Source organism: Streptomyces sp. RFCAC02 (genome assembly GCF_004193175.1).
Lineage (GTDB): Bacteria > Actinomycetota > Actinomycetes > Streptomycetales > Streptomycetaceae > Streptomyces.
In genome coordinates, this window is record NZ_SAUH01000001.1 from 1,112,516 (window position 1) to 1,132,915 (window position 20,400).

Sequence of the window (20,400 nt, forward strand, 5' to 3'; positions counted from 1 at the left end):
TCAGGCGCTCTCGGCACGCAGCACGTCGAGGGCGTGCCGCAGATCCTCCGGGTAGTCGCTCGCGAAGGCGACCCACCGGCCGTCGTCGGGGTGGGTGAAGCCCAGCTCCTTGGCGTGGAGCCACTGGCGGGTCAGGCCGAGGCGCCGCGCGAGGGTGGGGTCGGCCCCGTAGGTCGTGTCGCCGACGCACGGGTGGCGGTGGGCGGACATGTGGACGCGGATCTGGTGGGTGCGGCCCGTCTCCAGCTTGATGGTCAGGAGGCTCGCGGCCCTGAGCGCCTCGACCAGGTCGTAGTGGGTGACGGCGGGCTTGCCGTCGGCCGTGACGGCCCACTTCCAGTCGTGCTGCGGGTGGCGGCCGACGGGCGCGTCGATGGTGCCGCTGAGCGGGTCGGGGTGGCCCTGGACGAGGGCGTGGTAGCGCTTGTCGACGGTCCGCTCGCGGAACTGCTGCTTCAGCCGCGTGTACGCCCGCTCCGACTTGGCGACGACCATCAGCCCGGACGTGCCGACGTCCAGGCGGTGGACGACGCCCTGCCGCTCCGCCGCGCCGGAGGTGGCGATGCGGTACCCGGCCGCCGCGAGGCCCCCGACGACGGTCGGCCCGGTCCAGCCGGGGCTCGGGTGGGCCGCGACGCCGACCGGCTTGTCGACGACGACGAGGTCGGCGTCGTCGTGCACGATCCGCAGTCCTTCGACGGGCTCGGCGACCACGCGGACGGGGACGGCCGGCGGCGGCATCTCGACCTCGATCCACGATCCGCCGGTCACACGCTCCGACTTGCCGACCTCGGCGCCGTCGATGCGGACCTTGCCGGCCGCGGCGAGTTCCGCGGCCTTGGTGCGGGAGAACCCGAGCATGCGGGACAGCGCCGCGTCGACGCGCTCCCCCTCCAGGCCTTCCGGTACGGGCAGGGTGCGGGTCTCGGGCGTCTCCGGAAGCGTGCTCACCCCACCGAGTATGCCGGACCGCCCGTCAGTCGCGGTGCACGGTGCCGTCCGGGTCGAGCCCGCGGAACGACAGCAGGACGATCAGGATGCCGCCGCAGACGATCGCCGAATCGGCCAGGTTGAAGACGGCGAAGTGCTTGGGGGCGATGAAGTCGACCACATGGCCCTGGAGGGCGCCCGGGTCGCGGAGGACGCGGTCGGTGAGGTTGCCGAGAGCGCCGCCGAGGAGCAGGCCGAGCGCGATGGCCCACGGCGTGCTGTACAGGCGGCGGGCCAGCCGGACGATGACGACGATGACGGCGGCCGCGATGCAGGTGAAGACGATGGTGAGCGCGGAGCCGATCCCGAAGGCGGCGCCGGCGTTGCGGACGACGGTGAGCCGCAGCCAGTCGCCGATCACATGGATGGCGGGCTCGTTCTCCAGGCCCCTGACGACCAGGGTCTTGGTGACCAGGTCGAGGACGTAGGCGAACGCGGCGACGGCCACGAGCACGGCAACACGCCGCCGCCCGCGCGGCGCCGCCCCGGGCTCGTCCGCGCTCCCGGGGGTCTCCTGGCTCCCCGCCGTCCCGTCCCCGGCCGGGGGGTCGTCGGGGGTCTCGATGGTCCGCTCCGCCTCGCTCACGGGATGAGAGTACGACACTCCTGTGCGATCACCGGAAGAAGCGGGCCGAACCGGCCCGCCTCCGCCGCGGGACGTGCCCTAGCGGCGTTCCTGTTTCTGCTTGCAGTCGACGCACAGGGTGGCGCGCGGGAACGCCTGCATGCGGGCCTTGCCGATGGGGTTGCCGCAGTTCTCGCACAGACCGTAGGTGCCGGCGTCGATCCGCCGGAGCGCCCGTTCGGTCTGGTGGAGGGTCTCGCGGGCGTTGGACGCGAGGGCCATCTCGTGCTCGCGCGTCACGTTCTTCGACCCGGTGTCGGCCTGGTCGTCGCCGGCGCCGTCGCCGGAGTCGCGCATGAGGCCGGCGAGCGCCGCCTCGGCCGCTGCGATCTGGCCGCGCAGCCGGTCGGCCTCGGCGGAGAGCCCGGCGCGCGCGGCGGCGACCTCCTCCTCGGTCCACGGGTCCTCGCCGGTGCGTACGGCGAGGACCCCGGCGCGGGCCGGCGGCGCCGCGGTGGCCGACTCACCGGCCGTGCTCTTCTTCGCTGCCACCTGCTGGCTCCCGTCCCGTTCCCCTCACGCGCCGCCCGCGTCCTTGGCCGACACGCGATTGTTCACATGGTGTGATCGTGCTCGTGCACCGTGACCGGAACGATAAGTCGGGCCTGGACGTGCGGCAACGAGGGCGCGCCGGTCTGAGTGCGTTGTGCCCCGCCCGGCCCCCGGTCAACCCGGTCGTCCCCGTCGCTCACCGGCCGTACACTGGTCGCAGCGAAAGGCGTGGATGGGGACGAGTAGCGTCGTCGAGCGGCCAGGAGCGACCCGGGGACGGTGCGAGCCCGGGGGCAGGCGCGGCGCGAAGATCACCCCGGAGCCGCCGGAAGAAAGCCCGCCGCCCCGTGCGGCGGTCCGGTAGACCCGGCGTTCGCGGCCCAATGAGGGGGTCTCGGCACCCGCCGTGCGCGGCGGCCCGCCGGGGCCAAGGAGGGTGGTACCGCGGGAGCCCGCAGCTCTCGTCCCTCCGTCGGAGAACGCCACGCCCTGTGTGTCCGCCGGAGGACGATCCGATGCCGCTGTACCGACCCGTGCCCGCCCAGGTCGACCTGCCCGCCCTGGAGCACGGCGTGCTCGACCTGTGGGAGCAGAACAAGACGTTCGCCCGCACGCTCCAGGAGTCCGCCGGGCGCCCCGAGTGGGTCTTCTACGAAGGGCCGCCCACCGCGAACGGCATGCCGGGCGCCCACCACATCGAGGCCCGCGTCTTCAAGGACGTGTTCCCCCGCTACCGCACCATGCGCGGCTTCCACGTGACCCGCAAGGCGGGCTGGGACTGCCACGGCCTGCCCGTCGAGCTGGCCGTCGAGAAGGAGCTGGGCTTCACCGGCAAGCAGGACATCGAGCGCTACGGCATCGCCGAGTTCAACGCCCGCTGCCGGGCCTCCGTCACCCGGCACACCGACGCGTTCGCCGAGCTGACCCGCCGCATGGGCTACTGGGTCGACCTGGACGACGCCTACCGCACCATGGACCCGGAGTACATCGAGTCCGTCTGGTGGTCGCTGAAGGAGATCTTCTCCAAGGGCCTCCTCGGCCAGGACCACCGCGTCGCCCCCTGGTGCCCGCGCTGCGAGACCGGTCTGTCCGACCACGAGCTGGCCCAGGGCTACGAGACGGTCGTCGACCCCTCGGTCTACGTCCGCTTCCCCCTGCTGAGCGGCCCCCTCGCCGGGCGGGCCGACCTGCTCGTGTGGACGACGACGCCCTGGACCCTCGTCTCCAACACGGCCGTCGCCGTCCACCCCGAGGTGACGTACGCGGTCGCCGCCCGCGGCGACGAGCGGATCGTCGTCGCCGAGCCGCTGCTCGGCAAGGCCCTCGGCGACGAGTGGACGGCGACCGGTGAGACGTTCACCGGCGCCGAGATGGAACGCTGGGCGTACCGCCGCCCCTTCGACCTGGTCGACTTCGGCGGCGCCGAGGCGCACTACGTCGTGACCGCCGCGTACGTGACCACCGAGGACGGCACCGGCCTCGTGCACCAGGCCCCGGCGTTCGGCGAGGACGACCTCCTCACCTGCCGCCGCTACGGCCTGCCGGTCGTCAACCCGGTGCTGGCCGACGGCACGTTCGAGGCCGGGCTGCCGCTGGTGGGCGGGCAGTTCTTCAAGAAGGCCGACGAGGCCCTCGTCGCCGACCTGCGGGAGCGCGGTCTCCTCTTCCGCCACCTGCCCTACGAGCACAGCTACCCGCACTGCTGGCGCTGCCACAACCCGCTGCTCTACTACGCACAGCCCTCCTGGTACATCCGCACCACCCGCGTGCGGGACGCCCTCCTCCGGGAGAACGAGAAGACCACCTGGTACCCGGAGTCCGTCAAGCACGGCCGCTACGGCGACTGGCTCACCAACAACGTGGACTGGGCGCTCTCCCGCAAGCGCTACTGGGGCACCCCGCTGCCCATCTGGCGCTGCCAGGACGACCACCTCACCTGCGTGGGCTCCCTCGCCGAGCTGAGCGAGCTGACCGGTGCCGACCAGTCGGAGCTGGATCCGCACCGCCCGTTCATCGACGAGGTGCGGTTCACCTGCCCCGCGGAGGGCTGCGAGCTGGTCTCGACCCGTGTCGAGGAGGTCATCGACGGCTGGTACGACTCGGGCTCCATGCCCTTCGCGCAGTGGGGTTACCCGCACCGCAACCGCGAGGAGTTCGAGAAGCACTACCCGGCGCAGTACATCGCCGAGGCGATCGACCAGACGCGCGGCTGGTTCTACACGCTGATGGCCGTCGGCACGCTGGTGTTCGACCGTTCGTCGTACGAGAACGTCGTCTGCCTCGGGCACATCCTGGCCGAGGACGGCCGCAAGATGTCCAAGCACCTGGGCAACATCCTGGAGCCCATCCCCCTGATGGAGCAGCACGGCGCCGACGCGGTGCGCTGGTTCATGGCGGCGGGCGGCTCCCCCTGGGCCGCGCGCCGCGTCGGGCACGGCACCATCCAGGAGGTCGTCCGCAAGACGCTCCTCACCTACTGGAACACGGTCGCCTTCCAGGCCCTGTACGCGCGGACCGCCGAGTGGGCGCCGGGCGGGGCGGACCCGGCGCCGGCCGACCGCCCGCTGCTCGACCGCTGGCTGCTGAGCGAGCTGAACGCTCTCGTCGCCGCCGTCACCACCGCCATGGAGAACTTCGACACCCAGCGCACGGGGAAGCTGATCTCCACCTTCGTCGACGACCTGTCCAACTGGTACGTGCGCCGCTCCCGCCGCCGGTTCTGGCAGGGCGACCCCGCGGCCCTGCGCACCCTGCACGACGCGCTGGAGACCGTGACGCGCCTGATGGCGCCGCTCGTCCCGTTCATCACCGAGCGCGTGTGGCAGGACCTGGTCGTGCCGGTGACCCCGGGCGCGCCCGACTCGGTGCACCTGGCGCGCTGGCCCGAGGCGGACGTGACGATGATCGACGCCGATCTGTCCCAGGACATGCTGCTGGTGCGCCGGCTCGTGGAGCTGGGCCGCGCGACGCGCGCCGAGTCCGGTGTCAAGACGCGGCAGCCGCTGTCGCGCGCGCTGGTCGCCGCCCAGGGCTTCGAACTCCTCGGTGACGACCTGCGCGAGCAGATCGCCGACGAGCTGAACGTCACGTCGCTCGCCGCCCTGTCGGAGATCGGCGGCTCGCTGGTGGACACCTCGGCCAAGGCCAACTTCCGTGCGCTCGGCCGCCGGTTCGGCAAGGGCACGCAGCCGGTGGCGCGGGCCATCGCGGAGGCCGACGCGGCCGGGCTTTCGGCGGCGCTGCGCGCGGGCACGGCCACGGTCGAGGTCGACGGCGAGCGGATCGAGCTGAGCCCGGAGGAGGTCATCATCACGGAGACGCCGCGCGAGGGCTGGTCGGTGGCCTCCGACGCGGGCGCGACGGTGGCGCTCGACCTGGAGATCACGCCGGAGCTGCGCCGGGCCGGTGTGGCGCGCGACGTCATCCGACTGGTGCAGGAGGCCCGCAAGAGCAGCGGTCTCGATGTGGCGGACCGCATCGCGGTGCGCTGGGAGTCCGCCGACGAGGAGCTGCGCCGTGCCCTGGACGACCACCGGACGCTGATCTGCTCGGAGATCCTGGCGACCGACTTCGCCGAGGGGCCGGGTGACGACGCGTTCGGCGTGCCGTTCGGGGACGACACGGTGGGCGGCTCGTTCCGCCTGCGGAGGAACTGACCCTCGGCGGTCCGGTCCCGGCCCCGCGGGAGCGGCCGGGACCGGACCGCCACCGAGCATGCCGAAGGGGCGGGTCCCGGACCGATCGGTCCGGGACCCGCCCCTTCGGCGTGTGGGCTCGAACGCCCGTGCTCAGCTCAGTTGTCGTCCTCGTCGATGAGGAAGCCGCGCATCGGGGACGGCGCCTGCTGCACCGGCTGCGGGCCCTGCGGCCGCACCGGGGCCATCGGCTGCGTCATGGCCGGCGACATCTGCTGCTGCCCGCCGTACGACGGTGCCTGGCCGGGACCACCGTGGCCGCCATGACCGCCGTGGCCACCGTGACCGCCGCCCATCTGCTGGTTGCCGCCCATGGTCTGGTGTCCCAGACCGCCGCCGGGACCGCTGGGCGCGCCGGCGGACGCCAGGGACGGCGGCGACGGCGGCAGCGAAGCGGTGGCAGGGGTGCGCGGCGGCGCGAGCGAGTCGTCGGACTGGCTCTCGAGCTGGCGGAGCTGGCTCTCCAGGTACGACTTCAGGCGGGTGCGGTACTCGCGCTCGAAGCCGCGCAGGTCCTCGACCTTGCGCTCCAGCGTCGCGCGGGCGGACTCCAGGGAGCCCATGGCCACGCGGTGCTTCTCCTGCGCGTCCCGCTCCAGCGCGTCGGCCTTGGCACGGGCGTCGCGCTCCAGGCCCTCGGCACGGCTGCGCGCCTCACCGACGATCTTGTTGGCCTCGGAACGGGCCTCTGCGATCGCCTGGTCGGCGGTCTGCTGCGCGAGCGACAGCACGCGGGCGGCACTCTCGTTGCCTCCCTGCTGCTGCATCGGGCCGGGACCCATCGGGCCGCCCATGCCGTGGCCGCCCATGCCCGGGCCGCCGGGGCCGCCGGGACCCATCGGACCGCCCATGCCCGGGCCGCCGTGGCCGCCCATGCCCTGGTTCATCGGCACGGGGCCGCCGGGACCCATCGGACCGCCCTGGCCCATCGGACCGGGGCCACCGGGGCCGCCAGGACCCATGGGGCCGCCCTGGCCCATCGGGCCGGGCCCGCCGGGGTGGCCCTGCGGGCCGCCGGGACCACCGGGACCGCCCGGGCCGGCGGGGAGTTGGGGCGGGCCGCCCATCTGCTGCTGTTGCTGCGGCACGCCCTGCGGTCCGGATATGGCCGGCGGGCCGCCCTGCCGGTCCTGGGGCTCGGGTTTCCGCATGTTCTGAGCGGCCTGCTGGCTCTGCGCGGCGGCGCGGGTGGCCGCGGCGAGCTTGGCGCGCAGATCCTCGTTCTCCCTGAGCAGCCGGGTCAGCTCTGCCTCGACCTCATCGAGGAAGGCGTCGACCTCGTCCTCGTCATAGCCTTCACGCAGACGGACGGTCGTGAACTGCTTGTTCCGTACGTCCTCGGGGGTCAACGGCATCTCTTCACCTCAACGTATTTCGTCGGATATCGGCAAGACCGTAGTCGTTCACAGCCAGGCCACGACGCTGATCAGGATGTAGACGATGATCATCAGTACGAAGAAGGACAGATCAAGCGCCACACCCCCGAACCGCAGCGGAGGGATGATCCTTCGCAAGGCCTTGAGCGGCGGATCGGTGACAGTGTAGGTGGCCTCCAGCGCGACAACCATCGCCTTGCCGGGGTGCCAGGAGCGCGCGAACATGAAGACGTAGTCCATCACGAGCCGGAAGAGCAACAGGGCGAGGAAGCACCACAAGACAGTTGAGATCACGCCCAGAACGATCCCCATCCCGCAGGTCCCTCTCCCCTGTTCCTGCCCCGGCCGGGCGGCCGGGACTCATGTCGGTTGGCTGTCTTCCGTCAGCTCTGGTTGAAGAACCCGCCCTCGGCGATCCGGGCTTTGTCCTCCGCCGTTACATCGACGTTAGCAGGCGACAGCAGGAACACCTTCTGCGTCACCCGCTCGATGCTCCCATGCAGCCCGAAGACGAGACCAGCGGCAAAGTCGACAAGTCGCTTCGCGTCGGTGTCGTCCATCTCCGTGAGGTTCATGATCACGGGGGTGCCCTCGCGGAAGTGTTCCCCGATGGTACGGGCCTCGTTGTAGGTCCGGGGGTGGAGCGTCGTGATGCGGTAGGGCTCCCGCTCGGATACGACCTTGGGCATGATCACCGGCGCGTTCTTCTCCACGTTGTGCCGTTCTGATGTGATGGAAGACACGGGAGCGATCCTCCCGGGCCGCCTGCTTTCCGCCAGGACCGGAGCGGGTGTCGGCTCCGTCTCCCGCTGGGCCGGCGGGTGGACGACCCGCACCGGCTCCTCCGTCCGTTCCCGGACCGGGGGTTCGAGCGTCTGACGGCGCGGCGCCGCCCGCTCGGGCTCCGGTTCGGGTTCGAATTCGTCATCGGGGCCATACCCCGGGCGGTCGTACCCGTCGTCCTCCACGAGGCCGAGGTAGACCGCCATCTTGCGCATCGCGCCAGCCATCGACTGCGTCCTCCGCTCTGTGGTGGATCGGCTCCGACTGCCCGGGGCCAAGGAGATCCACGCAACTTGCCCGAATTCTCCGGGAATGACCATATTTTCGGCTGTGGCCCCTCGCCTGGCGACGTTACCCGAGGGCAGGGCGGACGCCGAGTACCGCACTGCCGACGCGTACGTGTGTCGCCCCGGCCAGGATCGCCTCCTCCAGGTCCGCGCTCATTCCCGCCGACATCATGGTGGCAGCAGGAACGGTTGCGCGCAGGCCCCTGGAGATTTCCGCCAGCCGTTCGAACGCCGCTCCCGGTGAACCGGCGTACACGCCTTCGAGGGGCGCCACGGTCATGACGCCCGCCGGCCGCAACCCCGGCGCCGCGGCGATCGCCGCCGCCAACTCGGGGACGCCGTCCGGCGCGACCCCGCCCCGCCCGCCGCCGGAGCCCGACTCCTTCTCCAACGCGACTTGAAGCAGACAGTCGAGAGGCGCGCGCCCCCGGCGCACGACCTCGGCGGACAGCGCGGTCACGAGCTTCACACGGTCCACCGAATGCACACAGGACGCGTACCCCACCACGGAACGCACCTTGTTCGTCTGCAACTGGCCCACGAAGTGCCAGGTCAGGGGGAGATCGGCGAGGACCGCCGCCTTGGCCGCCGCCTCCTGGTCGCGGTTCTCGGCGAACTGGTGTACGCCGAGACCGGCGAGAATACGCACGTCGTCGGCGGGGTACGTCTTGCTCACGACGATGAGGGTGACGTCCTCGCGCGCCCGGCCGGCGGCGGCGCAGGCGCGGGCGACACGCTCCTCGACACGGGCCAGATTCGCGGCGAGTTCGACCTCCCGCGCCGTCGGGTCCGCGCCGCTGTGCGAACCCGCGGTCGAACGGAGGTCGGGCAGGTGATCTTCGGGACGTTCCGGGCCACTCATGCGGGATCCGCCCAGACGTAGCCGGCCTGCCGACCGGTGGTCCGGTCGCGGCGGTAGGAGAAATGGTCGTCCGACTCGCGCGTGCACACCGGCGAGACGGTGATCTCCCCGACACCGCAGGCGGCGAGCTGCGCGCGGACCCCGGCGGGGATGTCGATCGCGGGGGTGCCGGCCGATGTGGTCGCCGCGCTGCCGGGCACCAGCCGCTCGGCCTCGTCGCGGAGTTCGGCGGGCACCTCGTAGCAGCGGCCGCAGACGGTCGGGCCGACGAGGGCGGTGGTCCTGGCCGGGTCGGCGCCGAGTTCCCGCATCGCGGCGACGGTCGCGGGCACGACGCCGGCGAGCAGGCCCGGGCGTCCGGCATGGGCTGCGGCGGTGACCCGGGCGACCGGGTCGGCGAGGAGTACGGGGGCGCAGTCGGCGGTGAGCACGGCGAGCGCGAGCCCCGCGCGGGCGGTGACCACGCCGTCGGCCGGTGGCGGCTCCCCCTCGGGCCACGGCCCGTCGGCCACCACGACCTCGCGCCCGTGGACCTGCCGCATCCAGCGGACGTCCGCCGGGTCGAGACCGAGGCCGCGCGCGGCGCGCTCCCGGTTCGCCGAAACGGCGGCGGAGTCGTCACCGACCGCGCCGCCGAGGTTGAGCGTGCCGTACGGAGCGGCGCTCACCCCGCCCCACCGGTCGGTGAAGGCGAAGTGGGCGCCGCCCACCGTGTGCTGCATCCCTATCACGTCGTGCCGTCCGCTTCGGTGCCCGGACGGGTCACTTCAGGAAGTCGGGGACGTCGAGCTCCTCGACCTGGCCGTCGTACGGGCGGGCCGGGGGGACCTGCGGACCGAGCGGTTCACGGGCCGGCTCGGCCGGCTGCTGGCCGCCGTCCCGGTCGGCCGACAGACCGCCGTCGCGGCCGGGCAGGGAGCCGAGGCCGCCGAACGCCGGCCGCTCGGGCTCCGGTTCGGGCGCGGACCGCTCGGTGGGCAGCGGGGTGGGGGTGCTGTCGTCGCGGGAACCGCCGTAGCCGCCGAGCGCCTTGTCGCGACTGCGGGACGGCGGCTGGCCGCCGTCGAAGCCGGCGGCGATGACGGTGACGCGCACCTCGTCGCCGAGCGCGTCGTCGATGACGGCGCCGAAGATGATGTTGGCCTCGGGGTGGGCGGCCTCGCTGACGAGCTGCGCCGCCTCGTTGATCTCGAAGAGGCCGAGGTCGGAGCCGCCGGAGATGGACAGCAGCACGCCGCGTGCGCCGTCGATGGAGGCTTCGAGCAGGGGGGAGGAGATCGCCATCTCGGCCGCCGCGACCGCGCGGTCGTCGCCGCGGGCGGAACCGATGCCCATCAGCGCGGAGCCGGCCTCCGACATGACGGACTTGACGTCGGCGAAGTCGAGGTTGATCAGGCCGGGGGTGGTGATGAGGTCGGTGATGCCCTGCACACCGGACAGGAGGACCTGGTCGGCGGACTTGAACGCGTCCAGGACGCTGACCTGGCGGTCCGAGATGGAGAGCAGCCGGTCGTTCGGGATGACGATCAGGGTGTCGACCTCGTCGCGCAGGCTGGCGATGCCGTCCTCGGCCTGGTTGGCGCGGCGCCGGCCCTCGAAGGTGAAGGGGCGCGTCACCACACCGATCGTCAGGGCGCCGAGGGAGCGGGCGATGTTCGCCACGACCGGGGCGCCGCCGGTGCCGGTGCCGCCGCCCTCGCCCGCGGTGACGAAGACCATGTCGGCCCCCTTGAGGACCTCCTCGATCTCCTCGCGGTGGTCCTCGGCAGCCTTGCGGCCCACGTCGGGGTTGGCACCCGCGCCGAGACCACGGGTGAGTTCACGGCCGACATCGAGCTTGACGTCGGCGTCGCTCATCAGCAACGCCTGGGCGTCGGTGTTGATCGCGATGAACTCGACGCCCTTGAGACCGACCTCGATCATCCGGTTGATGGCGTTGACACCACCGCCGCCGATACCGACGACCTTGATGACTGCGAGGTAGTTCTGCGGTGCTGCCACGTCGAAGGCCTCTCGCCTCGATTTACGTGTCGCCGCTCCGCGTGAGCCGCAGTGCGCCGACGGATGCCGATGGGACGGAGGGAGGGCCGCCCCGAACCCTAACGCTGCAAGTTTAGGGTTACCCGTGCTTGTCGTTCCTTGTATTCCCAGTACCGGACACTAAGTCGACAAGAGCTACGCGTTCAACGAACACGCCGAACCTCCCGTTTTTCTTTTCACCCTATGTGATCACGCACGGGCGCATCAAACAGGGGTCCCACCTGCGCGGACATACCGCGGCGTCAACCGCCCGACGAGGCCGGGACGGTGGGCGCGCTGACGTCGAACCGGGTCGCGTCCGGCGCCGCCGCGCGCACCGCGAGCAGCGCGTCCGCCTTCGCCCGCGACCGCTCCGGACTCCCCCAGAACACGGTGGTGCCGTCGGCGAGTTCCAGGGAAATGGCGTCGTACGAGGTGGCGAGGACGGTACGGGTCTCGCGGCGCACCTCGCCGGGCAGCGCGAGGACGACGGAGACGGCGGCGCGGCGCACGCGGTCCTCGCCGTAGCGGCGGGCCGACGCGCTGTCGGCAAGGTCGAGTTCCAGGAGCGGCAGGTCCGGATCGGCCTCGGCGCGCTCCCCGAAGGCGACGCCCTCGCCGTCGACCTCGGTGAAGCGGTCGCCGTCGGGCATCAGGACCTCCGCCTCCCGCTCGGTGACCTTGAGGGAGACGCCGTGCGGCCAGGCCCGCACCACGTCGACGGAGGCCAGACGCGGCAGGCCGTCGAGGAGCCGGTCCCGGACGGCGTCCTTGTCGAGGGACGCCATCGGGGAGCCGACGCGCACACCCGCCGCGTCCAGGATCTGGTCCCTCGTCAGTTCGCGGGGGCCGTCCTGCCAGCGGACGGAGACGTTCTCGACGCGCAGCCAGCCGGAGCCGTACAGCGCCCAGGTGCCGAATCCGCCGGTGAGTGCGGCGAGGACCAGGATCAGCGCGATCACGCGGGGCCGCCCGGGGCGGGGCAGCCGCAGGCGGCGGCGCCGCGCGGGCGGGGGCGGGCCGGGCGGCGCCGGACGGCGGTCCCGGCCGCGCCGGGCGGTCGTCGATCCGGCCACGCTCCCTCAGCTCCCGTCTCGGTTGGATGGTGTCCGTCTGTCCGTCTGTCCGCGTGTCCCCGCCCCGGTCAGCCCCGGCGGGCGGCGATCGCCTCGCGGACCATGCCGACGAGGAGGTCGTCGGCGTCCCTGCGGCCGAACTCGGCGGCCGCGCGCGACATCTTGCCGAGCCGGTTCGGGTCGGTGAGGACGGGCAGGACGTTGGCCCGTACCCAGTCCGGCGTCAGCGCGGCGTCGTCGACGAGGACCCCGCCGCCGGCCTTGACCACCGGCTGGGCGTTGAGCCGCTGCTCCCCGTTCCCGATGGGAAGGGGCACATAGGCGGCGGGCAGCCCGACGGCGGACAGTTCGGCGACGGTCATCGCGCCCGCGCGGCAGAGCATCATGTCGGCCGCCGCGTACGCGAGGTCCATGCGGTCCACATACGATAGCGGGATGTAGGGGGGCATCCCGGGCATCGTGTCGACCTGCGGCAGTTCGTTCTTCGGGCCGACCGCGTGCAGCACCTGGACGCCGGAGCGCTGGAGGAACGGGACGGCCTGCGCGACGACCTCGTTCAGCCGCCGCGCGCCCTGCGAGCCGCCGGACACCAGGAGCGTCGGCAGGTTGTGGTCGAGGCCGAAGAACGCCCGGGCCTGGGCGCGCATCGCGGCCCGGTCCAGCGTCGCGATGGCGCGGCGCAGGGGGATGCCGATGTAGCGGGCGCCGCGCAGCTTGCTGTCCGGGGTGGACACGGCGACGAACCGCGTGTAGCGGGCGCCGATCTTGTTGGCGAGGCCCGGGCGGGCGTTGGCCTCGTGCACGACGATCGGGACGCGCTGGCGGCGCGCGGCGAAGTAGCCGGGGAGGGCGACGTAGCCGCCGAAGCCGACGACGCAGTCGGCCTTGACCCGTTCGATGATGTCCTCGGCCGCCTTGACGGTGCCGCGCAGCCGGCCCGGGACGGTGAAGAGTTCGGGGGTGGGTTTGCGGGGCAGCGGCACGGCGGGGATGAGTCCGAGGTCGTAGCCGCGCTCGGGCACCAGGCGGGTCTCCAGACCGCGCTCCGTGCCGAGAGCCGTGATGCCCACGGTCGGGTCGTGCCTGCGCAGGGCGTCCGCGAGGGCCAGCGCCGGCTCGATGTGACCGGCGGTCCCCCCGCCGGCGAGAACAACATGCACCGAAAATTCACCGCTCTCCGGACGGCGCCGGCCTGCGGCGCCGTCCCATCGTCTTCCACTTGAGCCGGGGTCCCCGCGCGGCGAGCGCCGACCTGGCCGCCGGTTCGCCGCGTGCGAAGGCGATCAGCAGCCCGACGGCGGCCATGGTGGGCAGCAGGGCGGAACCTCCGTAGGAGAACAGCGGCAGGGGCACACCGGCGATGGGCAGCAGGCCCAGGACCGCACCGATGTTGATCACGGTCTGGGTCATGAGCCAGGCCGTGATCCCTCCCGCGGCATACCTGACGAACGGGTCCTCCGTGCGTCCCGCCACGCGGATACCCGCATAGCCTAGAGCGGCGAAGAGACCGAGCACCGACAGCGTCCCCACGAGGCCCAACTCCTCGCCGGTGATGGCGAAGATGAAGTCCGTGTGGGGTTCCGGCAGTTCGCCCCATTTCTCCACGCTGGCGCCGAGGCCGGAGCCGAACCAGCCGCCGGACGCGAGGGCGTAGAGCCCGTGCACGGCCTGCCAGCAGTTGTCCGCGTCGGTGGAGCCGAGGCAGGAGAGCCGGTCCATGCGGTGGGAGCTCGTGACGATGAAGAGGGTGCCGAGCACGGCCGCCGTGCCGATGACGCCGGCGAACAGGCGCGTGGGTGCCCCGGCCAGCCACAGCAGGGCGAACAGCTCGGCGATGATGACCATCACCGTGCCCATGTCGCCGCCGAACATGACGAGGCCGCAGACCAGCAGCGCGCCCGGGATCAGCGGGATCAGGAGGTGGCGCCACTGGACGAGGAGATTCCGCTCGCCCTTGCGGGCCAGGAGGTCGCCGCCCCACAGGATGAGCGCGAGCTTCGCGAACTCGCTCGGCTGGATCTGGAACGAGCCGCCGAGCGCGATCCAGTTGCTGTTGCCGTTGACCCGGACGCCGATGCCCGGGACCTGCACCAGGATCAGCAGGACGACGGAGCAGGCGAGGAACGGGTAGGTGAGCGCGCGCAGCAGCCGGACCGGGACGCGGGACGCGATGAGCAGCAGCACGGTGCCGATGACGGCGGCCAGGAGCTGCTTGCGGAAGTAGTGGGTGGCGGGGAGGTCGTAGCGCAGGGCCTGGATCTGCGAGGCGGAGAACACCATGACCAGGCCGAGCGCCGTGATGAGCAGGCCGGTGCCGAGGACGACGTAATAGGCCGTCAGCGGGCGGTCCCACGCGCGGCGCAGCCGTTCCAGCGGGCGGGGGGCGCGGGGCGGTCCCGGGCGGCGGACCGGACGGCCGGACCGCGGCCGGGGCGGTACCGGCCGGCGGTCGGCGGCGGCGGGTGCGCGGCCCCGCCGCGCGGAACCCGCCGCCGGTGGTGGCGCTTGTGTCATGGCGTCGACCCCTCCTCGGCCCCGCGCCCGCCGGCGGTCCGCGGCCGCCGGGGGCTACTGCCCGGTTGCGTCCGGGCCGGTCGCCAGGGCCCGGACGGCGGCGGCGAAGGCATCGCCGCGCTCGTTGTAGTTGGTGAACATGTCCATCGAGGCGCAGGCCGGGGCCAACAGGACGGTGTCCCCCGGGCGGGCGAGTCCGGCCGCCTCGCCGACCGCCGCCGCCATCGCCCCAGTGTCGGTCCGGTCGAGGTCCACGACCGGGACATCCGGCGCGTGTCGCGCCAGCGCGTCGGCGATGAGCCGCCGGTCGGCGCCGATGAGGACGACGCCGCGCAGCCGGTCCGCGGCACCGGCGACGAGTTCGTCGAAGGTGGCGCCCTTGGCGAGGCCGCCGGCGATCCACACGACGCCGGGGAAGGCGGCGAGGGACGCCTCGGCGGCGTGGGTGTTGGTGGCCTTGGAGTCGTCCACCCAGGCCACGCCCCCGATGTCCGCGACGTGCGCGATGCGGTGCGGGTCGGGGCGGAAGGCGCGCAGGCCGTCCCGTACGGCGGCGGCCGGGACGCCGTACGCGCGGGCCAGGGCCGCGGCGGCCAGGGCGTTCGCGACGGTGTGGGGCGCGGTGGTGCCGGTGTCCGGGCCGATGTCGGAGACCTGGGCCAGCTCCTGCGCCCGCTCGCGGCGGTCCGGGACAAAGGCGCGGTCGGCGAGGATGCCGTCGACGACGCCCACCTCCGACAGGCCGGGGGCGCCGAGGGTGAAGCCGACGGCGCGGCAGCCCTCGGCGACGTCCGCGGCGCGGACCAGGGCCTCGGTGGCGGGGTCGGCGGCGTTGTAGACGCAGGCGACGGTGTTGCCCTCGTAGATGCGGCCCTTGGCGGCGGCGTACGCCTCCATGGAGCCGTGCCAGTCGAGGTGGTCGGGCGCCAGGTTGAGGACGGCGGCGGAGTGGGGGCGGACGGACGGCGCCCAGTGGAGCTGGTAGCTGGACAGCTCGACGGCGAGGACGTCGTACGGCGGGTCGGCGCGCACGGCGTCCACGAGGGAGCTGCCGATGTTGCCCACGGCGGCGGTGCGCAGGCCCGCGGCGCCGAGGATGGCGGCGAGCATGCGCACCGTGGTGGTCTTGCCGTTGGTGCCGGTGACGGCGAGCCAGGGGGCCGCGCCGGGGCCGCGCAGCCGCCAGGCGATCTCCACGTCGCCGACGACCTCGACCCCGGCCTTCCCTGCGGCGGCGAACAGCGGGCTGTCCGGCCGCCAGCCGGGCGAGGTGACGACCAGGTCGGTCCCCTCGGGCAGCGTCTCGCCGTCGCCGGTGCGGACGTCGATGCCCTCCGCCGCCAGTTCGGCGGCGCGCTCGCGCTGCCGCGGCCCGTCGCCACCGTCGACGACGGTGACGAGGGCGCCGAGCCCGGCCAGGGCGCGGGCGGCGCCGATGCCGCTCACGCCGAGGCCGGCGACGGTGATCCGCTGCCCGGGGAACCCGCTCACCAGTCCGCCACCCATGTCCCGTAGAAGATGCCGATGCCGACGATGACACACATGCCCTGGATGATCCAGAAACGGACCACGACGAGGACCTCGCTCCAGCCCTTCAGCTCGAAGTGGTGCTGGAGCGGCGCCATCTTGAACACGCGGCGGCCGGTCAGGCGGAAGCTGCCGACCTGGATGACCACCGACATGGTGATGAGGACGAACAGGCCGCCGAGGACGGCCATCAGCAGCTCGGTGCGCGAGACGATCGCGAGGCCGGCGAGCGCGCCGCCGAGGGCCAGTGAGCCGGTGTCGCCCATGAAGATCTTGGCGGGCGAGGTGTTCCACCACAGGAAGCCGAAGAGGGCGCCCATCAGGGCGGCGGCGACGACGGCGCCGTCCAGCGGGTCGCGCACCTCGTAGCAGCTCGCGCCGGCGGTGTCGAACTCGGCGCAGGTCTGGCCGTACTGCCACACGCCGATGAAGACGTAGGCGCCGAACACCATGACGGACGCGCCGGTGGCGAGGCCGTCCAGACCGTCCGTCAGGTTCACGCCGTTGGACATGGCGAGAATCATGAACAGCGCCCACACCACGAACAGCACGGGACCGATCGACCAGGAGAAGTCCTGGGTGAACGACAGGTGCGTGGAGGCGGGCGTCAGGTCGCGGGAGTCGGCGAAGTTGAGCGACAGGATGGCGAACGTGACGCCGACGATGAACTGACCGAGCATCTTCGCGCCGGCCCGCAGGCCGAGGCTGCGGCGGCGGACGATCTTGATGTAGTCGTCCAGGAAGCCGACCAGGCCCATGCCGGCCATCAGGAAGAGGACCAGCAGGCCGGAGAACGACGGCTGCTCACTCGTGATGATCTTGGTCAGGGCGTACGCGACGAGCGTGGCCAGGATGAAGGCGATGCCGCCCATCGTCGGGGTGCCGCGCTTGCTGTGGTGGTCGCGCGGGCCGTCGTCGCGGATGTACTGGCCGTAGCCCTTGCGGGCGAGCAGCTTGATCAGCAGCGGCGTGCCGACCAGGGTCAGGAACAGACCGATCGCACCGGAGAAAAGGATCTGCCTCATCGGGCGGCGACCTCGCCATCGCCGTCGGCGCCGGCACCGCGGCCGTCGGCCGCCAGGTCGAGCGCCACCCGCTCCAGGCCGGCGGCCCGGGACGCCTTCACCAGCACCACATCTCCCGGCCGCAGTTCACCGCGCAGCAGCTCCACCGCTGCCCGTGCGTCGGACACGTGCACCGACTCCTCACCCCACGAACCCTCGTTCTTGGCGCCCATGTCCAGCCACGCGGCCTCCTGGCCGCCCACGGACACGAGCTTGCTGACGTTGAGCCGGACGGCGAGCCGTCCGACCGCGTCGTGCTCGGCGAGCGCGTCGTCGCCGAGCTCGGCCATCGGACCGAGCACCGCCCAGGTCCGGCCCCCCCGGTCCTTGGCTGCCCCGCCCATGGCGGCGAGGGCGCGCAGCGCGGCGCGCATGGAATCGGGATTGGCGTTGTAGGCGTCGTTGACGATCGTCACGCCGTCCGGCCGCTCGGTGACCTCCATGCGCCATGGGGAGAGCGGGCCCGCGGTCGCCAGGGTTTGAGCGATGGCGTCCGCGGACATGCCTACCTCATGCGCAACAGCCGCAGCGGCAAGCGCGTTCGACACGTGGTGCTCACCGTACAACCGCATGGTCACGTCGGCGCACCCGGTGGGGGTGCACAGCCGGAAGGCGGGCGTGCCCGCGTCCGACAGGCGTACGTCCTCGGCGCGCACCGCCGCGTCCTTCGCTTCGCCGAAGTACACGACACGGGCCTCCGTGCGGCTCGCCATGGCACGCACCAGGGGATCGTCCGCGTTCAGCACGGCGACGCCGCCGGCGGCCGCCGGCGGGAGGGCCTCGACCAGTTCGCCCTTCGCACGGGCGATGGCCTCCTTGCCCCCGAACTCGCCGATGTGCGCGGTGCCGACGTTGAGGACGGCGCCGATGCGCGGCGGGGTCAGCCGGGTCAGGTCACGGATGTGGCCGATGCCGCGCGCGCCCATCTCCAGCACGAGGTAGCGGGTGGACTCCTCGATGCGCAGGGCGGTCAGGGGCAGGCCGATCTCGTTGTTGTACGAGCCGGGCGTCCAGACCGTGGGGCCCGCCTCGCGCAGGAGCTGCGCGATGAGGTCCTTGGTGCTGGTCTTCCCCGCGGAGCCGGTGAGGGCCACGACGGTCGGCGCGAGCGTGCGGACGGTGTGGCGCGCCAGCTCGCTCAGCGCGGCCACCACGTCGTCCACGACGACGGCGGGCACACCGACCGGCCTGGCGGCCAGGACGACCGCCGCGCCCGCCGCGACGGCGCGCTCCGCGAAGTCGTGGCCGTCCACGCGCTCGCCCGGCAGGGCGGCGAAGAGGGAGCCGGGCTCGGCCTGCCGGGAGTCGATGACCACGGGCCCGGTGATGCGGGGTGGCGGCTCCGGTATGTCGTGCGGCTCTCCCCGCACGACCTTGATGAGCTCAGCAACGGATAGGGGGATCACTGCAGCGGGCCTCGCCTGGCGTCGGGGTCGTGGGGTGCATGCGAGCTGCCGCGCTCGATGGCGGCGCGCAGCTCCACTCGGTCGTCGAAGGGCCGGATGACTCCGGCGATGTCCTGTCCCTGCTCGTGTCCCTTGCCGGCGACCAGGACGGTGTCGCCGGGCCTGGCACGGGCCACGGCGGCGGCGATGGCGGCGGCGCGGTCCTCCTCGACCAGGACGGTGCCGCGCTCGTGGGCGGGCACCTCGGCGGCGCCGGCCAGCATCGCGGCCAGGATCGCGAGGGGGTCCTCGGAGCGCGGGTTGTCCGAGGTGAGGACGGCGGTGTCGGCCAGGCGGGCGAGTGCCGCGCCCATGCCGGGGCGTTTGTGCGGGTCGCGGTCGCCGCCGCAGCCGAGGACGGCGTGCAGCTCCCCCGAGGTGACCCTGCGCAGGGCCTGGAGGACGGAGACGACCGCGTCGGGCTTGTGGGCGTAGTCGACCACCGCGAGGTACGGCTGGCCGGCGTCGACGCGCTCCAGGCGGCCGGGGACGCCCGGGACGGCGGCGATGCCGGCGGCGGCCGTCTCCGGGTCGATGCCGGCGGCGGCGCAGGCGGCGATGGCGGCCAGGGCGTTGGCGACGTTGAACGCGCCGGGGAGCGGCGCTGCGGCCTCGACCCGGACGCCGCCGGGGCCGGCGGCGGTGAACGTCGAGCCGACCGGTCCGGCGACCACGTCCTCGGCGCGCCAGTCGGCGTCCGGGTGCCCCTCGGCGGAGAACGTGGTGACGGGCACCTCGGCCTCGGTGACGAGGCGGCGGCCCCAGGCATCGTCGAGGTTGACGACGCCCCGGCGGGACCGCGCCCGGGTGAACAGCTGCGCCTTCGCCCGGAAGTAGTCCTCCATGTCGGGGTGGAAGTCGAGGTGTTCGGGGCTGAGGTTGAGGAACACCCCGATGTCGAACACGCATCCGTCCACGCGGCCCATGACGAGGGCGTGGCTGGAAACCTCCATCGCGACGGCGCGGACGCCCCGCTCGCGCATCACGGCGAACAGCGCCTGCAGCTCGGTGGCCTCCGGCGTGGTGCGGGTGGACTTCACCCGGTCGGTCCCGATGCGGGTCTCGACCGTGCCGATGAGGCCGGTGGGCGCGGGCACGGTGCCGTCCGCGCCCGCCGCCTCGGCCGCCGCGCGGCGCAGGGCGCCCTCGATGAGGTAGCTGGTGGTCGTCTTGCCCGACGTGCCGGTGACGCCGATCTGGAGGAGGTCACGGCCCGGGTCGCCGTACACGGCGACGGCGAGGTCGCCGAGACGGGCACGCGGGTCGGCCACGACGAGGACGGGCAGGCCGGTGGCGGCGGCGCGCTCGGCACCGGTGGGGTCGGCCAGGACGGCGGCCGCGCCCAGGCCCGCGGCCTGGCCGGCGAAGTCGGCGCCGTGGAAGCGGGCGCCCGGCAGCGCGCAGTACAGGTCGCCCGGCGACACGGCCCGCGAGTCGTGCGTGATGCCGCTGATGCCCACGTCCCCTGCGGGGGCCTCGATCCCCAGCAGGGCGGCGAGCGCGCTCAGCGGTACGGGCGGGACCTTCTCGGGCCGGGGTGCCTGCGGGTTCCGTTCGGGGTGGGACACGGCGGTGAGCGTACCGGGCGCGGCGGGGGTGGAGCTAAACGAGGTGGACCCGTCGGTGATGGTTCTCACGTGCTGTG

At 73.1% G+C, this 20,400-nt stretch carries 17 protein-coding genes; 1 reads left to right on the forward strand and 16 read right to left on the reverse strand.

Annotation, left to right across the window (positions count from 1 at the left end; all coding sequences use genetic code 11):
• The 3 genes from EMA09_RS05020 to EMA09_RS05030 all read right to left on the reverse strand — a co-directional run bounded on the left by EMA09_RS05020 (position 1) and on the right by EMA09_RS05030 (position 2,107).
• The gene (locus EMA09_RS05020) at positions 1-951 is read right to left on the reverse strand and encodes an RluA family pseudouridine synthase (RefSeq protein ID WP_129839279.1); all 951 of its coding nucleotides are present in this window, start codon (positions 949-951) and stop codon (positions 1-3) included.
• Positions 952-976: 25 nt separating this feature from the next.
• On the reverse strand, positions 977-1,576 hold the full coding sequence (gene lspA, locus EMA09_RS05025; RefSeq protein ID WP_129839281.1) for a signal peptidase II: 600 nt from the start codon (positions 1,574-1,576) through the stop codon (positions 977-979).
• A 78-nt stretch (positions 1,577-1,654) separates the two neighbouring features.
• Positions 1,655-2,107 carry a TraR/DksA C4-type zinc finger protein gene (locus EMA09_RS05030; protein WP_129839283.1) on the reverse strand — a complete coding sequence of 151 codons (453 nt, stop codon included), beginning with the start codon at positions 2,105-2,107 and terminating at the stop codon, positions 1,655-1,657.
• A gap of 515 nt (positions 2,108-2,622) precedes the next feature.
• Here EMA09_RS05030 and ileS point away from each other — a divergent pair.
• Complete coding sequence (ileS, locus tag EMA09_RS05035; protein ID WP_129839285.1) at positions 2,623-5,763, forward strand: isoleucine--tRNA ligase; 3,141 nt, start codon at positions 2,623-2,625, stop codon at positions 5,761-5,763.
• A 137-nt stretch (positions 5,764-5,900) separates the two neighbouring features.
• On the opposite strand, the gene EMA09_RS05040 is transcribed toward ileS, so the two are convergent.
• The 13 genes from EMA09_RS05040 to EMA09_RS05100 all read right to left on the reverse strand — a co-directional run bounded on the left by EMA09_RS05040 (position 5,901) and on the right by EMA09_RS05100 (position 20,392).
• The gene (locus EMA09_RS05040; RefSeq protein ID WP_129839287.1) at positions 5,901-7,157 is read right to left on the reverse strand and encodes a DivIVA domain-containing protein; all 1,257 of its coding nucleotides are present in this window, start codon (positions 7,155-7,157) and stop codon (positions 5,901-5,903) included.
• A 48-nt stretch (positions 7,158-7,205) separates the two neighbouring features.
• Entirely contained in the window at positions 7,206-7,490 is a 285-nt protein-coding gene (locus EMA09_RS05045) for a YggT family protein (RefSeq protein ID WP_129839289.1), read from the reverse strand.
• 71 nt (positions 7,491-7,561) lie between these two features.
• On the reverse strand, positions 7,562-8,188 hold the full coding sequence (sepF, locus tag EMA09_RS05050) for a cell division protein SepF (protein WP_129839291.1): 627 nt from the start codon (positions 8,186-8,188) through the stop codon (positions 7,562-7,564).
• A 124-nt stretch (positions 8,189-8,312) separates the two neighbouring features.
• Positions 8,313-9,110, reverse strand: coding sequence for a YggS family pyridoxal phosphate-dependent enzyme (locus tag EMA09_RS05055; protein ID WP_129839293.1), 798 nt, complete (start codon positions 9,108-9,110; stop codon positions 8,313-8,315).
• The gene (pgeF, locus tag EMA09_RS05060; protein ID WP_129839295.1) at positions 9,107-9,832 is read right to left on the reverse strand and encodes a peptidoglycan editing factor PgeF; all 726 of its coding nucleotides are present in this window, start codon (positions 9,830-9,832) and stop codon (positions 9,107-9,109) included. The genes EMA09_RS05055 and pgeF overlap by 4 nt, the downstream gene beginning before the upstream one ends.
• A 40-nt stretch (positions 9,833-9,872) precedes the next feature.
• Positions 9,873-11,111, reverse strand: a complete 1,239-nt coding sequence (gene ftsZ, locus EMA09_RS05065) for a cell division protein FtsZ (RefSeq protein WP_129839297.1) — start codon at positions 11,109-11,111, stop codon at positions 9,873-9,875.
• A 281-nt stretch (positions 11,112-11,392) separates the two neighbouring features.
• Positions 11,393-12,205 carry an FtsQ-type POTRA domain-containing protein gene (locus EMA09_RS05070; RefSeq protein ID WP_129839299.1) on the reverse strand — a complete coding sequence of 271 codons (813 nt, stop codon included), beginning with the start codon at positions 12,203-12,205 and terminating at the stop codon, positions 11,393-11,395.
• A 68-nt stretch (positions 12,206-12,273) separates the two neighbouring features.
• Positions 12,274-13,365: an undecaprenyldiphospho-muramoylpentapeptide beta-N-acetylglucosaminyltransferase gene (murG, locus tag EMA09_RS05075; protein WP_129839301.1), complete on the reverse strand. Its 1,092-nt coding sequence runs from the start codon at positions 13,363-13,365 to the stop codon at positions 12,274-12,276.
• Between the two features lie 7 nt (positions 13,366-13,372).
• Complete coding sequence (gene ftsW / locus EMA09_RS05080; RefSeq protein WP_129839303.1) at positions 13,373-14,719, reverse strand: putative lipid II flippase FtsW; 1,347 nt, start codon at positions 14,717-14,719, stop codon at positions 13,373-13,375.
• A 54-nt stretch (positions 14,720-14,773) separates the two neighbouring features.
• Positions 14,774-16,225, reverse strand: coding sequence for a UDP-N-acetylmuramoyl-L-alanine--D-glutamate ligase (murD, locus tag EMA09_RS05085; RefSeq protein WP_206305902.1), 1,452 nt, complete (start codon positions 16,223-16,225; stop codon positions 14,774-14,776).
• Positions 16,207-17,271, reverse strand: a complete 1,065-nt coding sequence (gene mraY, locus EMA09_RS05090) for a phospho-N-acetylmuramoyl-pentapeptide-transferase (RefSeq protein WP_129839305.1) — start codon at positions 17,269-17,271, stop codon at positions 16,207-16,209. The genes murD and mraY overlap by 19 nt, the downstream gene beginning before the upstream one ends.
• Positions 17,268-18,716: a UDP-N-acetylmuramoyl-tripeptide--D-alanyl-D-alanine ligase gene (murF, locus tag EMA09_RS05095; RefSeq protein WP_129839307.1), complete on the reverse strand. Its 1,449-nt coding sequence runs from the start codon at positions 18,714-18,716 to the stop codon at positions 17,268-17,270. Before murF ends, mraY begins: the two co-directional genes overlap by 4 nt.
• Entirely contained in the window at positions 18,713-20,392 is a 1,680-nt protein-coding gene (locus tag EMA09_RS05100; RefSeq protein WP_240796234.1) for a UDP-N-acetylmuramoyl-L-alanyl-D-glutamate--2,6-diaminopimelate ligase, read from the reverse strand. Before EMA09_RS05100 ends, murF begins: the two co-directional genes overlap by 4 nt.
• Positions 20,393-20,400 lie beyond the last annotated feature (8 nt).